This window comes from Candidatus Nitrospira neuquenensis (assembly GCF_979578155.1).
Genome location: NZ_CEFZDU010000007.1, coordinates 50,598 through 67,329 on the forward strand (window position 1 = coordinate 50,598; position 16,732 = coordinate 67,329).

Here is a 16,732-nt window from a genome sequence, read left to right on the forward strand (position 1 = left end):
GGATGGGGAAGACCGAGACGATGGCACGCCGCAATCGCCGTCACGCGCTCTCCGTCAGCCCGGACGAGTTCGAGACCCTCGTGCGCGAGGCCGTGGACGGCCTGCCGCAGGAGTATCGGCGGCTGCTCAAGAACGTCGCGGTCGTGGTCGAAGAGGAGCCGCCGCGGGAGGTGCTGGACGATCTGGGGTTGGAGAGCGCGGACGACCTGCTGGGCCTGTATTCGGGGACGGCGCTGGATGAGGAATCGTTCTTCTCGCCCGGCGGCCAGCTTCCGGCCCGGGTGTCCATCTACCGCGGTCCGATCCTGCGCCTCTGCCGGACGAGAGATGAGGTGGTGCAGGAAGTAGCGGACACCGTGGTGCACGAGATCGGCCACCACTTCGGCCTGGACGATGAAGAAATGCCGTATTGAGGGAAGGGGGATTGAGGGATTGACGGATGGGGGGTGGATTCCATTGTTCAATAAATCACGGTTTCGATGAATCACTCCTTTAATGAATCCATCGCGCAATCGTCACGTCTTTCTGAATCCCCACGCCAGCATGACGGCGCCGAGGAGGACCATCGGGGCGCTGAGCACCTGTCCCATCGAGAAGGGCCCGAGCACGAACCCCAGGTGCAGGTCCGGCTCGCGGAAAAACTCCACGACCAGTCGGCAGAGTCCGTAGCCGGTGATGAAGCTCCAGAAGACCGTGCCGGGCGGCGTCTGGAGCCGGCTCACCATCCAGAGCAGGATGAACAGCAGCCCACCTTCCAGGCCGGCCTCGTAGAGCTGGGAGGGATGGCGACACTCCGGACCCCCGCCCGGGAACACCATGCACCAGGACACGTCGGTCGGGCGGCCGAAGAGTTCCCCGTTGATGAAGTTCCCGATCCGCCCCAGTCCCAGACCGATGGGCACGGCGGCGGCCACCAGGTCCGCGATCGTATAGACGGGGAACCCCTGCCGGCGGCAGAACAGCCAGAGCGCGAGGATCGTTCCCAACAGTCCGCCGTGGAAGGACATACCGCCTTCCCACACCGCGACGATCTTGGCCGGGTGCTCCAGGTAGTAGGGAAGATTGTAGAAGAGGGTGTAGCCGAGGCGGCCGCCGAGGATGACCCCGACCGCCCCGTAGGCGATGAGGTCGTAGAGTTGATCGGTCGTGATCGCCACGCCGCGCGCCGCGGCCTTGGCCTTGATGACGAAGTAGGCGGCGGTGAAGCCCAACAGGTACATCAGGCCGTACCACCGGAACTGCAGGGGACCGAGGCGCAGGATCACGGGGTCGATGTTGGGGTAGGGCAGCATGACGGTCGTCGGCCTCTCAGGTGGACTGTGACCCGGCGCGGGCGGAACGGGCGACATAGTAAGCGCCGTCTCGGTCTTTTGCAAGGAGCCGGCGGGCGGCAATCCGACGGAGCGGGCGTCTCATGGCGGCCATGACGACGGCTGCGGTCTGCGTGCTGGCCCTCGCCGTCGCGCTGCACGAGGCGTCGGCCGGCTCGCGCGCGCTGGACGGGGGCGAGCTGCTGAAGATCGGCGACCTGCACGAGGTGCAGAACCACCTGGAGGAGGCCCTGCCCTACTACCGGCGGGCGCTGGCCGCCTTCCGCGAGAAGAAGGACCGGGCCGGGGAAGCCGCCGCGCTCGTCCGCATCGCCGACATCGTCGAGCGACAGGGTCAATGGGATGAAGCGAAGCGCTCGTTGGAGCGGGCCGTGGAGTTGTTCGCCGGTCTGGGCGACCGGAAGGCGGCGGCCCGCGCGCTGGTCCGATTGGGCCGCGTGGCCCAGGCACAAGGCCGTCTCTCCGAGAGCGAGGCCCGGTACCGGCAGGCGGAGGCGGTCTTCGACAAGGCCGGGGACCGCGGCGGGCGCGCCGAGAGCCGGACGCGCCTCGGCGAGCTGCTGGTGGCGCAGGGACGATCGGGCGAGGCCGGGCCGCTTTTGGACGCAGCCCTGGCCGACGCCCGCGCGCGCGGCGATGTCCCGCAGCAGATCGCCGCCCTCGTCGCCCTCGGCGGCGCGCGGTGGCAGGAAGAGCAGGAGCAGGCGGCGCGGAGCGCCTACGAGGAGGCGCTCAGGCTGGCGGAGGGCGTCGGCGATGCCCGGGCGGAAGGAACCGTGCGGGGCCGCGTCGCACGCTTCTATGCGGAGACCGGTCGGTACGGGGAAGCGGCGGCGACCGCGCGGCGGGCGCTGACGCTCTATGAAACCCTCAAGGACCGCCGCCAGGAAGCGGACATCCTATCCCTCCTGGGAAATCTTGACCTCATCGAAGGCCGCCCCGAGGCCGCAGCCGCCCGGCACGAGCGGGCGCTTCGGCTCTATCGCGCCCTGCGGGACCGATTGCGCGAAGCGGGCAGCCTCGCCAACCTCGCCGCCGTCTACCAGATGCAGGGCCTCGCGCAGGAGGCCCGCGACACGCAGGGCAAGGTGATTTTCCTTCTCCAGCCGACCGCCGACTGAACCTTCTTGACCATCACCCTCCAGAGTGTTCCCTTTCTTCAACGCCCGCAATCGGCTGTGGCGAAAAGGCAACGCCGACCGTAGTCCTGGGTGAGATGAAGATAGGGATCTGTTTGGATTATTACATGAATTTGGCCAAAGCTGGTCTGGCATGGAAGGTGCTTGGGTCTTGGAGTGAGGACAGGGTCATTACAAGGCAGGAGCGGTGCTGATTCATCACAAGGAGGGACGGACCATGACGGATCGTGGACGAGAGGTGGCGAAGGCGGCGGCGTTGGTGGCGGGTGGCGCGGTGGTGGGGGCGGGGATCGCTCTGCTCTTCGCCCCGCAGCCCGGCGCCGAGACCAGGCGGCAGATCAAGCACTATGCGAAGCGCGCCCAGCACGAGGCGAACAAGTTCGGCCGTCAGGTGAAGGTCAGCGTGGAGCGGACGATCGAGCGCGGCAAGGCGTGGCTTCCGAAGAAGGACGAGAAGCCGGCCATCGCGGCGGCCTGATCGCGACTGGGGGATTCCGGGTCGGGCCGCAGCGACGAGTCATTCCATCGCCCCGACCCGGGACCGGCCCGGGGCCGTCTGAAGGCCTCGGGCCGCTCCCGCGGAGGATGCATGATCGTCCAGTGGCTGCACACGTTCCTCACCGCCCGTTGCCCGATCTGCCGCTGCCGCTATGGCGCCAGGATGCGCCGCCGCGTCACGGAAACCCTGTCGCGATTCGCCCTGTTGCGGCCCTACGAGTGCCGGTCCTGCAATTACCGCTTTTACTCCTACGGATTTCGCCCGCACCGCTGACCATCGCTTCCTTGACCGCCTTCCAGGCCGGTGTTAGAGTCGCGCCCGTGCCGGAGTGGCGGAACTGGCAGACGCCAGGGACTTAAAATCCCTTGGGTCGCGAGACCCGTCCCGGTTCGAGACCGGGCTCCGGCACCAACCCTTCCGGCCGTGTGCTGTCTGCGAGCCGGTGTCGTGCGTCACGGACGAACCTGCGCGTGAGAGGTGAACGGCGGGGCTCGGTGTGCGGTGCATCAAGATGATTGCATGAGCCGGCGGTAAAGCGTACAATGCCTTTACTTAAGTAGGCGGACGCGAGGCGCGATGACCGGCCGACAGACCGCTTGAGCGGGGCAAGCAGGGGAGGCGTGATGATGAGAGCGGGAAGGGCGCTCTGTGGGCTGGTGCTCGTCATGATGGCGACCGGCGGGTGCGTGTCCAAGGCCAGGTATCTGGAGGCGGTGAACGAGGCGGAAGCCACCAAGGCCCAGTTGCAGCGCGTGCAGGAGGAAAACGCCGCCGTCGAGCAGCAGCTCAAGCTCGTGAAGGAGGAGGCGTCCAAGCGCATGGCCGCCGCCGAAAGCGTGCAGAACGAGGCCGAGCGGCTGCGAAATGAACGGGCCAAGGAACGGGCGGCGCTGGACGAGCGGGCGAAGGAGCTGAGCGACGAAGTCGCCGCGATGGAAAGCAAGCTCAGGGCCCTGCGCAAGGACTACGAGGCGGCGGAAAAGGAGCACGCGGCCCTCAAGGCGACCGTGGCGCGGTACCAGAAGGAACTCAAGGAGCTTCAGCAGCCGGTCGGGTTGGCCGCGCCCCTGCCCAAGCCGAAGCAAGAGCTGGGCATGCCGGATCGCAGCGGCCCGGCGGGAGGCCCGACCGTCGCGCAGGCGCCCAAGCCTGGCCCGCTGGGCCCCGGCGCGGCACCGCCGCCGACGGCGAAGCCGCCGGCGCCCGGCCCCGGCGATGCGGCGTCGGATGCCCCGGCCGAACCCGAGAGCCAGGGATTCTTCGCCTCGATCATCAACTGGATCATCAACCTGTTCAAGAGCCTCTTCGGCTGAGGGGCCCCCGTCCTTGATCGCGTCGCTTCGAGTCCGGCTGTGACGTCACGATCGATCGCGGTGCTCGGAGCGGTCTGCGGTTCCCTGGCCGTCGCGGCGGGGGCCTTCGGCGCCCACTCTCTGAAGGCCATCCTCGACGCCGACCGGCTCGTTCTCTTTGAGACGGCGGCCCGCTATCAGATGTACCACGCCTTGGCGCTGGTCTGTTGCGGTCTGGCCGAGCGACAACTCGGCGGGCGCGCCTGTCGGGCCGCGGCGTGGGCCTTTCTCGCGGGCATCCTGCTCTTTTCCGGCAGCCTGTATGCCCTGGCGTTCTCCGGATGGCGCTGGCTGGGCGCCCTGACGCCGCTCGGAGGGGTGGCCTTTCTCGTCGGCTGGGGGCTGTTGGCGTGGGGCTGTTGGGGAGGTCGAGCGGCGGCCGACTAGCGGGCCGCCGGGGGGCTGTCCGAGGCCTTGCCGCAGCCGGCGGTGCGCTTGCCCGTGATGCTGCCCCAGGCGCCGGCTGAATTCACGAAGGTGCCTTCCAGTCGCTGGCCTCCTCCGGCCAGGAGCAGGCTGTCCTCCTGAAAGCCCCCGCGGAATTCCCACCGAAGGTACACGGTGTCCCCGACGATCAGAATCTTCTTGGGGCCGGACCCGGTCGATGGTACGGCGTCGGGCGGCGGGAAGACGATTTGGCTCTTGTGGTCCTGGTGATTCTGATGGTTGTGGACTGTCCACAGCCAGGTCCCGCAGAGGCGTGTGAGCCCCCGGAGGGTCTTGACGCGCTCGCTGGCGCTCCGGAGCCTGATCCAGCTCAGGAGCGTATCGCGCTCCGCCTCCAGTTGCGCCTGGACGGCGGCGAGCTTCGTCGGGGAGGGGGAGGCCCCGTCCCCCCCCGCGTTCGTCGCCGTCGGCTGTTCCTCGATCGCGGCAAGGGCTTGGCGCAGAGCCGGCCGCTCGCCCTTGGCCAGGACCCACGCGCGATGTTGCCCTGCACGCTGGGCGGCGTCGGGGACGACGCCGGGAACGGGGCGGTCGTCCGCCCGCTCGGCGCGTGACGCCAGTTGCCAGGCGGCCAGGTCCGCCACCAGTCTCACCGCGGCCTCGGCGACCTCGCGGGTTTCCGCCGCCGGCCGGCCGGCGGACGGTCGTTCCTCGGGAGGGGTCAGGCTCGGCTCGAGGTCGAGGTTTCTCAGGAGCGTGCCCCGGAAGAGGGCGAGCGCCGCCTCGTCGGAGGCGATGAGAGGAAGGCGGTCCGCCTCGGCGCGGAGGATCGCCCGGAAGTCCGGAACGTCGGGTTGGAGAAGTTGGGCCGGAAGCGGCGCCGGCCGGGCCGTCGCCAGGAGGAAGAACAGGCCCGCCAGCACGGCGGTCATTGTCCCCGCGTGGGCGGTCCGGGCATGGTCCTGCGGCATCGTCTTGGACATGGCGTCGGCTCCGCGCTCAGCGAGAGATGACTCGACGGGGGGCGCGGCCCGGGCCGTGTTCGTCCGCCGGTTCAGCGCGCCGGCGCGGCGGCCAGGTCGGCCTTGAAGCACTCGCTCAGGAAGGTCACGGTGCGCTCCCAGGCGGCGTCGGCTGCGTCCTTTCGATACTGCTCGGGGCGCAGGCTGTTCATGAAGCCGTGCGGCGCGCCGTCGTAGGTCGTGACCTCCACGCGCTTGCCGTGCTCCCGGGCCATCTGCTGCAACTGGGCGACGTTCCCCTCCGGCACGACCTTATCGTCGCCGGGCCGATGGTACAGGACGGGACAGAAGAGGTCCTTGAGCAAGGTCGGCGGCGAGACCATGTCGCCGTAGAACGACACGACGCCCCGCAGTCGGCGTCGCTGGCAACCGAAGCGAAGGGCGAAGGTCCCCCCCATCCCGAAGCCCATCACCGCATGGACGTTCTTTTTTACCTGATCCTGCGTGTTGAGGTATTCGCAGCAGGAAGTCAGGTCCTGGAGGACATCGGTTTCCTTGAGCCGGGCCATGAGCGCATCCGCGACCTCGGCGTTCGCCGTCACCATGCCGCCCTGCCGGACATAGAGATTGGGCACGAGGACCGCGTAGCCCTCGCAGGCGAGCCGGCCCGCGAATTCCTTGACCTGGACCGTCAACCCCCAGCGTTCGTGCAGCAGGACCACGGCGGGGAAGGCGGTCTTCTCCTGCGGGAAGAAGAACATGCCCTCGACGTGCACGCCCTTCGGAATGAACGTTTTGATGTAGGGGTTGGTCATGGCGTCGGAGATGTGGGGGATCGGCGCACCGCTGGGGAATCGCACGGGGATGGACCCGATCTGCTGGGGTGTGAACCGCGACGCTCGGTCGGTCATGGGGCTCCTGATTCGGGTGGTTGGCCTCGGGTTTGCCGGCCGGTTTCCGGACGCGACGTGGGGGCCTCGCGCAGGCGGAGCCCTACTATAAACGGGGGGTTGCGGGGAAGTCAACGCGCCGGCGGCGGTTGACCGCTCGGGGAGGGCTGGTTACAATGACGGGCGATCCGGCCCGCGCGGGGCGCCGCCGACCCTGTCGGGTCAGGAGGGCCGGGCAGTGGAGAGGAGGTGTCTTGTGGGGAACAAACTCTACGTCGGAAGCCTATCCTACTCGGTCACGGACCAACAACTGCACGACCTGTTCGCCCAACACGGGACGGTGGTGTCGGCGAAGGTGATCACGGACCGCTTCACCGGGCGGTCCCGCGGGTTCGGATTCGTGGAAATGTCGACGTCCGAAGAGGCCCAGAACGCCATCACGGCGCTCAACGGCGCGCAACACGAAGGGCGGGTGCTGGTCGTCAACGAGGCCAAGCCGCAGGAGCGCCGTGAGCGGAGCTGGGGGGGCAGCCAGGGGGTAGAGCCCGGCGGAGCCCGACGCTACTGACGCATCCTTCAAACACGCGCGAGCAGGGTACCACCAGGGGCCGTGTCGGGACACGGCCCCTGCTGTTTTCGGCGCCGGACGACTCGGGCGTCGGATGAGGGGCGGATGGGGACGGTTGCGGTCGGGCTCATCGGATTGGGGCGCCACGGCTTACGCTATGCCCGACACTTACTGGAGCCGCTGCCCTCAATCCGGCTGGTCGCCGTGTGCCGGCGGGACCGGACCCGGGGCGCCGCCTTCGCCGCCGAGCACGGGCTCCGGTTCCACGGGGACTACCGCGACTTGATCGCCGATCCCGCCGTCGAGGCCGTGATCGCGGTGGCGCCGCCCCTGATGAACCGGGACCTCTGCCTCGAAGCGGTGCGGGCGCGCAAGCCGCTGCTTATCGAAAAGCCCCTCGCCTGCGACGCGCACCGGGCTCGCGAGATGGTCGAGGCGGCCGAGGCCGCCGGCGTGCCGCTGATGACGGCGCAGACCCTCCGGTTCGATCCCGCGATCCGGGCCATGAAGGCCGATCTGTCCCTCGCCGGGTCCTGTCGCTACCTGGTCTTGACGAGCCGGATGGAGCGCCGCCCGGACCTCGACCGCCACGCGGCCGACTACGGCGGGCGGGGCGTGCTCCTGGAGGTCGGCATCCATCTGTTGGACCTCGTCCGGTTCCTGACCGGCGATGAAGTGGCGGAGGTGCGCGGCGAGATGGAGCCGGCGCCGAGCGTCGGTCCGGAAGACCGGGCCGTCGTGACCCTTCGCACGAGGGGCGGGGTGCCGGTGTTCGTGGACGTCTCCAGGGTGACGGCGGGCCGAGTCTGCCGAGCGGAATGGGTCGGCGCGCAGGGGCAGCTCATCGCGGACTGGGCGCGGCGCCGGCTGGCGCTGGTGGGGACGAGCCAGGCGGACACGGAGCGGCAGGTGGAGGGGCCGCCGACGGTCGCCGCGGTGCTGCGCGCCTTCGCGGAGGCGCTGTTGGCCGGCTCGCCCATGCCCGTTACGGGGCTCGACGGCGGGCGGGCGGTGGAGATCGCGGAGGCCTGCTATGAGTCCGCCGCTGCGGGCCTGCCGGTGAAACTCTGAGCGGCGATCCGCGGCGGCAGCCGGCTACGTCTCCGCCACGATGTGGGTGTCGGTCTCCTCGACCCCTTCGATCGTGTGGATCTTCGTGATCACCACGTCGGAGAGGGCCTTCTCGTCCGCCACGTTGACGAAGCTGAAGATGTCCGGCTGCCCGAAGCAGGGATGGGCCTGCTCCACGCCGGGAATTTTCTTGATGGCCTTGAGCACTTCCTTGGTCCTCCCGGCCTTCACCTTGATGAGCACGTAGGCCTTCGTTGCCATGGCGCGCCTCCTCTCCCGTGGGCTGCGTCGGTTTCCCGTCAGGTGGGGGGGAATGATAGCAGGGACGGCGGGAGGATTAAAGCCCGCCGCCCGGCATCGCCCGCCGGCGGGCGGCGTAGACGGCGTGCAGGTCCTCGCCGCGCGCCGCGAAGCGATCCCGCGCCGAGAGGAACGTGCGCGCCACCAGGTCGAAGTCGCTCCGTCCCACGTTGAAGGCCCGCAGCGCGTCGGCGATGCCCGGCCGCTCCCAGACGTCGGGGGACATCGCATACTCCACCAGCGCCTCCAGGCTCCGGGAGCTCCATCCCTGGCTGCGGAGGCGGGCAGATTCCGTCGAAGCCTGGTCCCCGAGCTTGGCGGCCAGCGCCTGATCCAGCAGGCCCTGGAGCGCCGGGGCCCGGCTCTTCATGAAGGCGGCTTGGAACTGGATCAGGGCCTTGATGAGGCGATTGGCGTCGGGGCTGGATTCCGGGGGGAGGGCGCCGGCCTCCTCGAAGGTGGCGAGCAGGGCCATCACCGCGCCGACCTGCCGGGGCGATGCCCGCTCCGACAGGAGCCGGGCCGCTGGCGACGACGCCGGGGCCTCGCTCGTGTCCGAGCCCCGATGCCCGCCGGCCAGGCCGGGCTGGGTCGGCGCGAGCGCGAGCCACAGGATCAGGGGCAAGACGCGGGGCGGGGTCGGCATGGGGGTCCTCCGTCGCCTCGGTGCGCCGCCCGGGACGGGGCGGCGACCGCATCGGGAAAAGGCCGGAGGCATTATAGCCGAGTCCGCCGCCGTGTTGAAAAGCCGGGAGCGCGACGCCTATAATCCCGCGCTGGTTTTCGGCCAGGCGAGGGAGGGGGCGCCGGCCGCGACGCGAGGCGGTGTGCTGGCCAAGGTCTTGAGCGCGGCGCTGGTCGGTGTGGAGGCGCACCTGGTCGAGGTCGAAGTGGACCTCGCGGGAGGCCTGCCCCAGTTCTCGATCGTCGGCCTGCCTGACGTCACGGTGCGGGAAAGCCGGGATCGCGTGCGCGCTGCGTTGAAGAACAGCGGCTTTACGATGCCGGTCAAGCGCATCACCGTCAACCTTGCGCCGGCGGACGTGAAGAAAGAGGGCGCGGGGCTCGACCTGGCGATCGCGATCGGGATCCTCGTCGCCGAGAAGGTAATCCCGTCCGAGCGAACGGCCGGCTGGGTGCTGGTCGGGGAGCTCTCGCTGGACGGCGCGGTCAAACCGGTCGCCGGGGCGCTCTCGATCGGGCTGGCCTGCCGGCGCGAATACCCGGTCGTGCTGCCGGCGGAGAATGCGGCGGAGGCCGCGATGGTCGAGGGGGTCCGGGCCTACCCCGTTCGATCGCTCGCCGAGACCGTCCAGTTTCTGACCGGCGGGCAGCCGATCGAGCCGACGGCCGTCGATCGGGCCGCGCTTCTCTCCGTACACGGCGCCGAGGAGGACGACTTCGCGGAGGTCTGCGGGCAGGAGCAGGCCAAGCGGGCGCTGGAGGTGGCGGCGGCCGGCGGCCACAACGTGTTGATGATCGGGCCGCCCGGCTCGGGGAAGACGATGCTGGCCCGGCGGCTACCGGGGATCCTCCCACCCATGCGGGTGGAAGAGATGCTGGAGACGACCCGTGTGCACAGCGTGGCGGGGCTCCTCCCGGCCGGCCGGCCGCTGGTGACGAGCCGGCCGTTCCGTGCACCCCACCACAGTGTGTCGGACGCCGGACTGATCGGCGGGGGGACGGTGCCGCGGCCCGGCGAGGTGTCGCTGGCTCACCATGGGGTGCTGTTCCTGGACGAGGCGGCGGAGTTCAAGCGCGGCGTGCTGGACGGGCTGCGCCAACCCCTCGAGGACGGCCGGGTGGTCCTCACCAGGGCGAACGCCACGTTGACCTACCCGGCGCGGCTCATGCTGGTCGCGGCGATGAACCCCTGTCCCTGCGGCTATTACGGGGACCGAAGCCGCGAATGCCTCTGCACCCCGCAGCAGATCCGCCGCTATCACGCGCGGCTGTCCGGCCCGCTCATGGACCGCCTGGACATCCAGGTGGAGGTGCCGGCCGTGCCGGTGGGTGCCCTGGCCCGCGAAGGGCGGGGGGAGTCCTCCGTCGCGATCCGCGAGCGCGTGACGGCGGCCAGAGCCAGGCAGTCGGCGCGCCTGGCCCACGCCGGCATCTACTGCAACGCGCAATTGAAGCCCCGGCACCTGAAGCAGTACTGCGCGATCGACGAGGAGGGGCGGCAGCTCCTGGAGCAGGCGATGGCCAGGTTGGGTCTGTCGGCCCGCGCGTACGGCCGGATCCTGCGGGTGGCCCGGACGATCGCCGACCTGGCCGGGGTGGCGCACCTCCAGCCGGCGCACCTGGCGGAGGCGATTCAGTATCGCACCCTCGACCGACGGGGGGACCTGTAGAACCCATGCAGAGCGTGAAAATCTTCGCCTGGTGGTTCGTCGTGGGCGCCACCATGGCCCTGTCGGTGATCATGATCCAGGGCGGGATCCGGGAGATCATGCAGGCCCAGGGCCCGTTCTGGGAGGCCAAGCTCGTCGAGATCTTGACCGCGGTGACCGGCGGTGGGCTGCTCGGCGGGTGCGTGGCGTTGATCATGAACCGAATCAAGAAGCCCTAGCCGGATGGTGAACACGGGAGACGGATCCATGGACATGGTGATCGGCTCGAACCTGTACCGCAACACGGACGGGACGGTGGAGATCGAAGGGTTGCCCCAGATCTCGATCGCGCCACGGAAGTCGGGCGGGACGCCGCTCGTCAGCATCGTCCTGTACGACGAGGGCGGGCGGGTGACGGCCAAGATGGTGGACGGCACGATGGCCTTCAACGAGCGGCGGGCGTTGGACCTCTCGAAGACGCAGACCGGCCTGCTGCTCAAGCACCTGGAAACGGGGAAGGTCGTCCTGCAGGTCGACTTCAAAGACGACCGGGTGGTGATCCCACGCGCGGAGTTCATGACCGTCAAGGGCCACCTGCTGCGGGTGACGCCGACGGAATGGACGCTGGAGCAGAAACGTCAGGGTGGAGGAGACACCGACCTGCAGGGCAAGTCGGTGGCGATCGGATGAGGCGGTGCGGGCCGCCGGCGGCGGCCCGCACCGGGTCAACGGGGGTCTTACGCGGCCTCGATCGAGATTCGGCGCGGCTTGGCTTCCTCCCGCTTCGGCAGGTGGATGTTCAGGACGCCGTCCTTGTAGGAGGCCGAAGCCTTCTCGTGGTCCACGTTGGTGGGAATCGTGAACGACCGGGAGAAGGGGCCCCAGCTCATCTCACGCACCAGGTACGTGCGCCCTTCGGTCGCGTCCTGCGCACGCTCGCCGCGCACGGTCAGCACGCCGTCCTCGACGACGACGTCGACGCCCTTCGGGTCCATGCCGGGCAACGCTAGCTGCATGGTGATCCCCTGATCGTCCTCGAAGACGTTGCAGGCGGGCGCCCAGTTCCTCCCGGACACCGCACGGAGCGTGTCGTCCAGAATCTTATCCAGTTGAAGCTCGAACGGGCTGTAGTGTGTGAGCGTCATAGCAATTCACCTCCTTCTTCGGTCGGGGGCCGTCCCTGAGGAGGCGGCCGGCGATCCCTCGACCCTGCCCTCGATCACGACGGGGTGATAATCCCGCTCCCCGTGGAGTCAAGCCCTCCGGGGAGGCCTCGGCCGGCGCCTTGCCCCGTCAAGACGACGGGGCCCCGACCCGGACGATCAGCTCCCCCTCCGCCGCATCCACCGTCGCCGTGCCGCCGTCCCGCAGCTCGCCCTTGACCAGCAGCCGGGCGATCGGCGTCTCGATCGCCTGCTGGATCAGCCGCTTGAGCGGCCTGGCCCCGTAGACGGGGTCGTAGCCCTGCTCCGCCAGCCGCGACAGGCCGGCGGGCGAGAGGACCAGGCCGATCCGGCGCTCGGCGAGCCGCTCCCGCAGCCGCCCGAGCTGGATGGTCACGATCTCCGCCAGGTCTGCGGCCGTCAGGGGATGGAAGACCACGGTCTCGTCCACCCGGTTGAGGAACTCCGGCCGGAAGTGCCGGCGCAACTCGCCGAGGACCAGAGCACGGACCTGCTCGTAGGGCAGGCCCCGCTGCTGGGCGTCCAGGATGTCCTGGCTGCCCAGGTTCGAGGTCATGATCAGCACGGTGTTCTTGAAGTCCACGGTGCGGCCCTGCGAGTCGGTGAGCCGACCGTCGTCCAGCACCTGCAACAGCACGTTGAAGACGTCGTGGTGCGCCTTCTCGATCTCGTCGAACAGGATCACGGCGAAGGGCCGGCGCCGGATCGCCTCGGTGAGCTGGCCGCCCTCGTCGTAGCCGACGTAGCCGGGGGGGGCGCCGATCAGCCGGGCGACGGTGTGTTTCTCCATGTACTCGGACATGTCGATCCGCACGAGGTTGGCCTCGTCGTCGAAGAGGGTCGCCGCCAGCGCCCTGGCCAACTCGGTCTTGCCGACGCCCGTCGGGCCGAGGAAGAGAAAGGACCCGATCGGCCGGTTGGGGTCCTTGATGCCCGACCGGGCGCGCAGGACCGCGTCCGCGACCGCGCGCACCGCCTCGTCCTGGCCGACCACGCGCCGATGGAGCAGCTCCTCCAGCCGCAGCAGCTTGTCCATCTCGCCTTCCAGCAGACGGCTGACCGGGATGCCGGTCCAGCGGCTCACGACCAGGGCGATGTCCTCCTCGTCCACCTCTTCCTTGAGGAGCCGGCTCTCGCCCTGCTTCTTGACCAAGTGCTGCTCCTCCGCGGCCAGCTCCCGCTCCAGCTTCGGCAGCTCGCCGTACCGCAGCTCCGCGACCCGGTTCAGGTCGTAGGCGCGCTCGGCCTGCTCGATACGCTGCTTGACCTCCTCAATCTGCCGGCGGATCTTCCGAAGGCGGCCCACGGAGGCCTTCTCCGCCTCCCAGCGGGTCTTCAGCAGCGTCTGCTCCTGGGTCTTTTCCGCCAGCTCGCGCTCGAGCGCGGCCAGCCTGGCCCGACTGCCGGGGTCGGTTTCCTTGCGCAGCGCCTCGCGCTCGATCTCGAGCTGCATGACCTTGCGCGACACTTCGTCGAGCTCGGCGGGCAGGCTGTCGATCTCGGTCCGCAGCCGCGCGGCGGCCTCGTCCACGAGGTCGATCGCCTTGTCGGGGAGGAAGCGGTCGCTGATGTAGCGGTTCGACAGCTTCGCCGCGGCCACCAGGGCCGCGTCCTTGATGCGCACGCCGTGGTGCACCTCGTACCGCTCCCGGAGACCGCGCAGGATCGAGATCGTGTCCTCGATGCCGGGCTGGTCCACCACGACGGGCTGGAAGCGACGCTCCAGCGCCGCGTCCTTCTCGACGTGCTTGCGGTACTCGTCCAGCGTCGTCGCGCCGATGAGGTGCAGCTCACCGCGCGCCAGCATGGGCTTGAGCAGGTTGGCCGCGTCCATCGCGCCCTCGGCCGCGCCCGCGCCGACGACGGTGTGCAGCTCGTCGATGAACAGGAGGATCTGGCCCTGGGAGGCCTGGATCTCCTTGAGGACGGCCTTCAATCGCTCCTCGAACTCGCCCCGGTACTTGGCGCCGGCCACGAGGGCGCCCATGTCCAGCACGACGACCCGCTTCTGCTTGAGGCCCTCCGGGACGTCGCCCTTGACGATGCGCTGGGCGAGCCCCTCGACGATCGCCGTCTTGCCGACGCCGGGTTCGCCGATCAGCACGGGGTTGTTCTTCGTGCGGCGGGAGAGGATCTGGATGACGCGGCGAATCTCCTCGTCGCGGCCGATGACGGGATCGAGCTTGCCCTGAGCCGCGAGCCGCGTCAGGTCGCGGCCATACTTCTCCAGGGCCTGGTAGGTGCCCTCGGGATCCTGGCTGGTCACGCGCTGGTTGCCGCGCACCTGCTGCAGCGCCCCCAGGAGGCGATCGCGCGTCAAGCCGAGCTGGCGGAAGACGCCGCCCTCGTCGGCCGCGGCGAGCAGGACGTGCTCGACGCTGAGGTAGTCGTCGCGGAGGGCTTCCATCTCCTTCTCGGCGCGGGCCAGGAGGGAGGCGAGCTTCGTGGTCAGGTGGATCTGGCCGGGCGCGGCGCCGGGGCCCTGCACCTGGGGAATCTTCGTGAGGGCCCGTTCGACGGCGGCCCGGACGGCCGGCACGGAGAGGCCGGCCTGCTCGATCAGGGGAGCCGCCAGGCCGCCCTCCTGCTCCAGGAGGGCCAGCAGGAGATGGTCCACGTCGACGCCCTGGTGGCTGCGTCGCAGCGCGTGGCCGGACGCCGTCTGCAGGGCTTCCTGCAGCTTCACCGTCATGCGATTCATGTCCATGGGGGCTCCTTTCCTCTCCGGCCTCGCGGTTGTATCGTGATAATCACCGAGAGGGTGAAGTCAACCGACGCATGCCGTCTCTTGACCGAAGGCGAAGGGGCGGACTATTGTCGGGCTCGCCATGGGCAGCACGCCACTCGACTCGTCGCGTCCGTTCGCGGTCGTGACCGGCGCCTCGCGCGGGCTCGGCGCCGCCTACGCGCGGGCCCTGGCCGCACGGGGCTATGACCTGCTGCTCGCGTCGCGGGACCGCGCTCGCATGGAGCAGACGGCGGCGGCCTGCCGCGCCCTCGGTCCCGGGACGGTGGACTGCGCGGTCGTAGACCTGGCCGAGCCGGACGCCGCGCTCCGCCTCCACGCGGCGGCCATGGAGGGGCGCACGCGGGTGGACCTGCTCGTGAACAACGCAGGTTTCGGGTTTTTCGGGGACTTCACGGCCATGCCGATGCGGCGGGTGCGGGAGATGTTGCGCGTCAACGTGGATTCGGTCGTCGAGAGCACCAGGCTGTTCCTGCCGGGCATGATCGCGCGGGGCGGCGGCGCCGTCATCATCGTCTCCTCCGTGGCCGGCCTCTTTCCCGTGCCCTACCTCGCGGAGTACGCGGCGACGAAGGCCTTCCTGATCTCGTTCTGCGAGGGGCTGACCGAGGAGATCCGCCGGACCGGGGTGCGGCTCCAGGTCTGCTGCCCCGGCTCGACGGAGACGGATTTCCACGCGACGGCCGGCTTCAAGCCCCGGAGCCTCTTCGGCGCCATGGCGCCGGAGCGGGTCGTGGAGGAATCCTTGGCCCGGCTGGACGTCGGTCCCACGGTCGTCACGATCGGCTGGCAGGGGTTGGTGCTCCGCCTGGCCAGCCGTTGGGTGCCGCACGGCCTCATCGTGCGCATGGCGCGACGGTGGACGAAACCGCCGGCCCGGGGCCCCGAGGCCACCGGACAGGGGGAATGAGCGATGCCGGACCTCCTCCGCGCGACCCTGGCCCTCTATGGAGGCGCCGTCCGGGCCACGGTCCAATCCCTCATCCGGGGCTGGGTGATCGCCGTGGCGGTGGTGGGGTTCGCCGCCTTGATGGTGGCGGCGACGGCGCTGGCCGCGCCCCTGGGGATGATCGGCGGGTTCATCCTCGGCGCGGTCAACGCGCTCCTGATCGGGGCCACGCTGCACCTCGTCGAGCAGGCCGTCCTCGGCGCGCGGCGGCTGACCCTGGGGGACATCGGATCGAGCTTCGGGGCCTACTTCTGGGAGGTGATCGGGGTTGGGTTCGTGCTGTGGATTCCGATGCTGGTGCTGGACCGCGGCGCTGCGGCCAACCCGAACGGGCCCGTGATCGTGGCGGCCGTCTATCTCCTGCTCTTCATCCTGCTGAACCCGGCGCCCGAGGTGATCTACCAGGTCCGAGTCGGCTCCCCGTTGGAGGTCATCAAGGAAAGCTACGAGTTCGTCCTGGACAACTGGGTCGAGTGGTTCCTGCCGCTGGTCGTGGTGGTGGCTCCGCTGGGGCTCTCGTTCTTCTTCGGGATCACCGGCCGGTTGGGCCGGGGCGCGGGGCTGGACTTCTACCAGGTGCTCGTGCTGCCCTTCACGGTGCTGCGCGCCTGGCTGGGGTGGCTGGGGCTTCCGGAGAGCCTCACGTCGGGGTTGCTGATCGTGCTGACGCCGCTCGCGGCGGTGGCGATGCTCGTCTTCCGCGGGCACCTCTTCGCGGCGTTGCACGGGTCATCGCGCCGGCAGCGGCTCTTTCGGGCGGGATTCGGCGGGTAACTCCTGGCGCGGGGCGGGCGGCGCTCAAATTTCGGCCACGGGCGCGACCGCCTCACCCTCGCAGACGACGCAAGTGCGGGCGGGGATGCCTTCCGTGCAGAAGGCCGGCCCCAGGGCATGGGTGGAGTCGAGGGCTACCACGTCCTTGCCCTGGTAAGTCCACAGCCGCCGGCAGGACGGACAGCAGTACCACTGGTTGTACATCGGCCAGTCGCGGTCCCTGGTCGCCATCTCGGACCCTTGTCGC

General features: G+C 69.6%; 21 protein-coding genes and 1 tRNA gene. 14 read left to right on the plus strand and 8 right to left on the minus strand.

From position 1 onward, the window contains the following. Window positions 1–20 precede the first annotated feature (20 nt). Window positions 21–413 (plus strand): metallopeptidase family protein, encoded by a 393-nt coding sequence (locus AC1U7O_RS03725; protein ID WP_479893230.1) that lies wholly within the window; start codon window positions 21–23, stop codon window positions 411–413. A 102-nt stretch (window positions 414–515) separates the two neighbouring features. Here the strand turns inward: AC1U7O_RS03725 and lgt are convergent, their stop codons facing one another. Further along, window positions 516–1,289: a prolipoprotein diacylglyceryl transferase gene (gene lgt / locus AC1U7O_RS03730; RefSeq protein ID WP_479893277.1), complete on the minus strand. Its 774-nt coding sequence runs from the start codon at window positions 1,287–1,289 to the stop codon at window positions 516–518. Between the two features lie 125 nt (window positions 1,290–1,414). On the opposite strand from lgt, the gene AC1U7O_RS03735 reads away from it, so the two are divergent. The 6 genes from AC1U7O_RS03735 to AC1U7O_RS03760 all read left to right on the plus strand — a co-directional run bounded on the left by AC1U7O_RS03735 (window position 1,415) and on the right by AC1U7O_RS03760 (window position 4,708). Next, window positions 1,415–2,452, plus strand: a complete 1,038-nt coding sequence (locus AC1U7O_RS03735) for a tetratricopeptide repeat protein (RefSeq protein WP_479893231.1) — start codon at window positions 1,415–1,417, stop codon at window positions 2,450–2,452. A 235-nt stretch (window positions 2,453–2,687) separates the two neighbouring features. Next, window positions 2,688–2,948, plus strand: coding sequence for a YtxH domain-containing protein (locus tag AC1U7O_RS03740; protein WP_479893232.1), 261 nt, complete (start codon window positions 2,688–2,690; stop codon window positions 2,946–2,948). A 111-nt stretch (window positions 2,949–3,059) separates the two neighbouring features. Next, window positions 3,060–3,242, plus strand: a complete 183-nt coding sequence (locus AC1U7O_RS03745) for a hypothetical protein (protein WP_479893233.1) — start codon at window positions 3,060–3,062, stop codon at window positions 3,240–3,242. A 49-nt stretch (window positions 3,243–3,291) separates the two neighbouring features. Then, window positions 3,292–3,380, plus strand: a tRNA-Leu gene (locus AC1U7O_RS03750). Window positions 3,381–3,592: 212 nt separating this feature from the next. Then, on the plus strand, window positions 3,593–4,282 hold the full coding sequence (locus AC1U7O_RS03755) for a hypothetical protein (protein WP_479893234.1): 690 nt from the start codon (window positions 3,593–3,595) through the stop codon (window positions 4,280–4,282). 39 nt (window positions 4,283–4,321) lie between these two features. Then, window positions 4,322–4,708: a DUF423 domain-containing protein gene (locus AC1U7O_RS03760; RefSeq protein WP_479893235.1), complete on the plus strand. Its 387-nt coding sequence runs from the start codon at window positions 4,322–4,324 to the stop codon at window positions 4,706–4,708. Here the strand turns inward: AC1U7O_RS03760 and AC1U7O_RS03765 are convergent. Together AC1U7O_RS03765 and AC1U7O_RS03770 are read right to left on the minus strand one after the other, a co-directional pair. Beyond that, window positions 4,705–5,691, minus strand: coding sequence for a hypothetical protein (locus tag AC1U7O_RS03765; RefSeq protein WP_479893236.1), 987 nt, complete (start codon window positions 5,689–5,691; stop codon window positions 4,705–4,707). The genes AC1U7O_RS03760 and AC1U7O_RS03765 overlap by 4 nt on opposite strands. Before the next feature lie 71 nt (window positions 5,692–5,762). Beyond that, the gene (locus tag AC1U7O_RS03770; RefSeq protein ID WP_479893237.1) at window positions 5,763–6,581 is read right to left on the minus strand and encodes a dienelactone hydrolase family protein; all 819 of its coding nucleotides are present in this window, start codon (window positions 6,579–6,581) and stop codon (window positions 5,763–5,765) included. A gap of 235 nt (window positions 6,582–6,816) precedes the next feature. On the opposite strand from AC1U7O_RS03770, the gene AC1U7O_RS03775 reads away from it, so the two are divergent. Together AC1U7O_RS03775 and AC1U7O_RS03780 are read left to right on the plus strand one after the other, a co-directional pair. Beyond that, window positions 6,817–7,128 carry an RNA recognition motif domain-containing protein gene (locus AC1U7O_RS03775; protein WP_479893238.1) on the plus strand — a complete coding sequence of 104 codons (312 nt, stop codon included), beginning with the start codon at window positions 6,817–6,819 and terminating at the stop codon, window positions 7,126–7,128. Window positions 7,129–7,233: 105 nt separating this feature from the next. Continuing rightward, complete coding sequence (locus tag AC1U7O_RS03780) at window positions 7,234–8,199, plus strand: Gfo/Idh/MocA family protein (RefSeq protein WP_479893239.1); 966 nt, start codon at window positions 7,234–7,236, stop codon at window positions 8,197–8,199. A 24-nt stretch (window positions 8,200–8,223) separates the two neighbouring features. Here AC1U7O_RS03780 and AC1U7O_RS03785 read toward each other — a convergent pair whose 3' ends face one another. Together AC1U7O_RS03785 and AC1U7O_RS03790 are read right to left on the minus strand one after the other, a co-directional pair. Next, complete coding sequence (locus AC1U7O_RS03785) at window positions 8,224–8,460, minus strand: Lrp/AsnC family transcriptional regulator (protein WP_479893240.1); 237 nt, start codon at window positions 8,458–8,460, stop codon at window positions 8,224–8,226. 76 nt (window positions 8,461–8,536) lie between these two features. Continuing rightward, window positions 8,537–9,145, minus strand: coding sequence for a hypothetical protein (locus AC1U7O_RS03790; protein WP_479893241.1), 609 nt, complete (start codon window positions 9,143–9,145; stop codon window positions 8,537–8,539). A 181-nt stretch (window positions 9,146–9,326) separates the two neighbouring features. On the opposite strand from AC1U7O_RS03790, the gene AC1U7O_RS03795 reads away from it, so the two are divergent. The 3 genes from AC1U7O_RS03795 to AC1U7O_RS03805 are packed head-to-tail and all read left to right on the plus strand — an operon-like array spanning window position 9,327 to window position 11,522. Then, window positions 9,327–10,853, plus strand: coding sequence for a YifB family Mg chelatase-like AAA ATPase (locus AC1U7O_RS03795; RefSeq protein ID WP_479893278.1), 1,527 nt, complete (start codon window positions 9,327–9,329; stop codon window positions 10,851–10,853). Window positions 10,854–10,858: 5 nt separating this feature from the next. After that, window positions 10,859–11,071 carry a hypothetical protein gene (locus AC1U7O_RS03800; RefSeq protein ID WP_479893242.1) on the plus strand — a complete coding sequence of 71 codons (213 nt, stop codon included), beginning with the start codon at window positions 10,859–10,861 and terminating at the stop codon, window positions 11,069–11,071. 28 nt (window positions 11,072–11,099) lie between these two features. After that, window positions 11,100–11,522: a hypothetical protein gene (locus AC1U7O_RS03805; RefSeq protein WP_479893243.1), complete on the plus strand. Its 423-nt coding sequence runs from the start codon at window positions 11,100–11,102 to the stop codon at window positions 11,520–11,522. 47 nt (window positions 11,523–11,569) lie between these two features. Here the strand turns inward: AC1U7O_RS03805 and AC1U7O_RS03810 are convergent, their stop codons facing one another. Beyond that, window positions 11,570–11,977, minus strand: coding sequence for an Hsp20/alpha crystallin family protein (locus tag AC1U7O_RS03810; RefSeq protein WP_479893244.1), 408 nt, complete (start codon window positions 11,975–11,977; stop codon window positions 11,570–11,572). A 148-nt stretch (window positions 11,978–12,125) separates the two neighbouring features. Continuing rightward, window positions 12,126–14,723, minus strand: a complete 2,598-nt coding sequence (clpB, locus tag AC1U7O_RS03815) for an ATP-dependent chaperone ClpB (RefSeq protein WP_479893245.1) — start codon at window positions 14,721–14,723, stop codon at window positions 12,126–12,128. 121 nt (window positions 14,724–14,844) lie between these two features. Between clpB and AC1U7O_RS03820 the strand changes: the two genes are divergently transcribed. Then, the gene (locus tag AC1U7O_RS03820) at window positions 14,845–15,672 is read left to right on the plus strand and encodes an SDR family NAD(P)-dependent oxidoreductase (protein WP_479893246.1); all 828 of its coding nucleotides are present in this window, start codon (window positions 14,845–14,847) and stop codon (window positions 15,670–15,672) included. A gap of 3 nt (window positions 15,673–15,675) precedes the next feature. Further along, on the plus strand, window positions 15,676–16,485 hold the full coding sequence (locus tag AC1U7O_RS03825) for a hypothetical protein (protein WP_479893247.1): 810 nt from the start codon (window positions 15,676–15,678) through the stop codon (window positions 16,483–16,485). Window positions 16,486–16,509: 24 nt separating this feature from the next. On the opposite strand, the gene AC1U7O_RS03830 is transcribed toward AC1U7O_RS03825, so the two are convergent. Then, entirely contained in the window at window positions 16,510–16,716 is a 207-nt protein-coding gene (locus AC1U7O_RS03830; RefSeq protein ID WP_479893248.1) for a hypothetical protein, read from the minus strand. Window positions 16,717–16,732 lie beyond the last annotated feature (16 nt).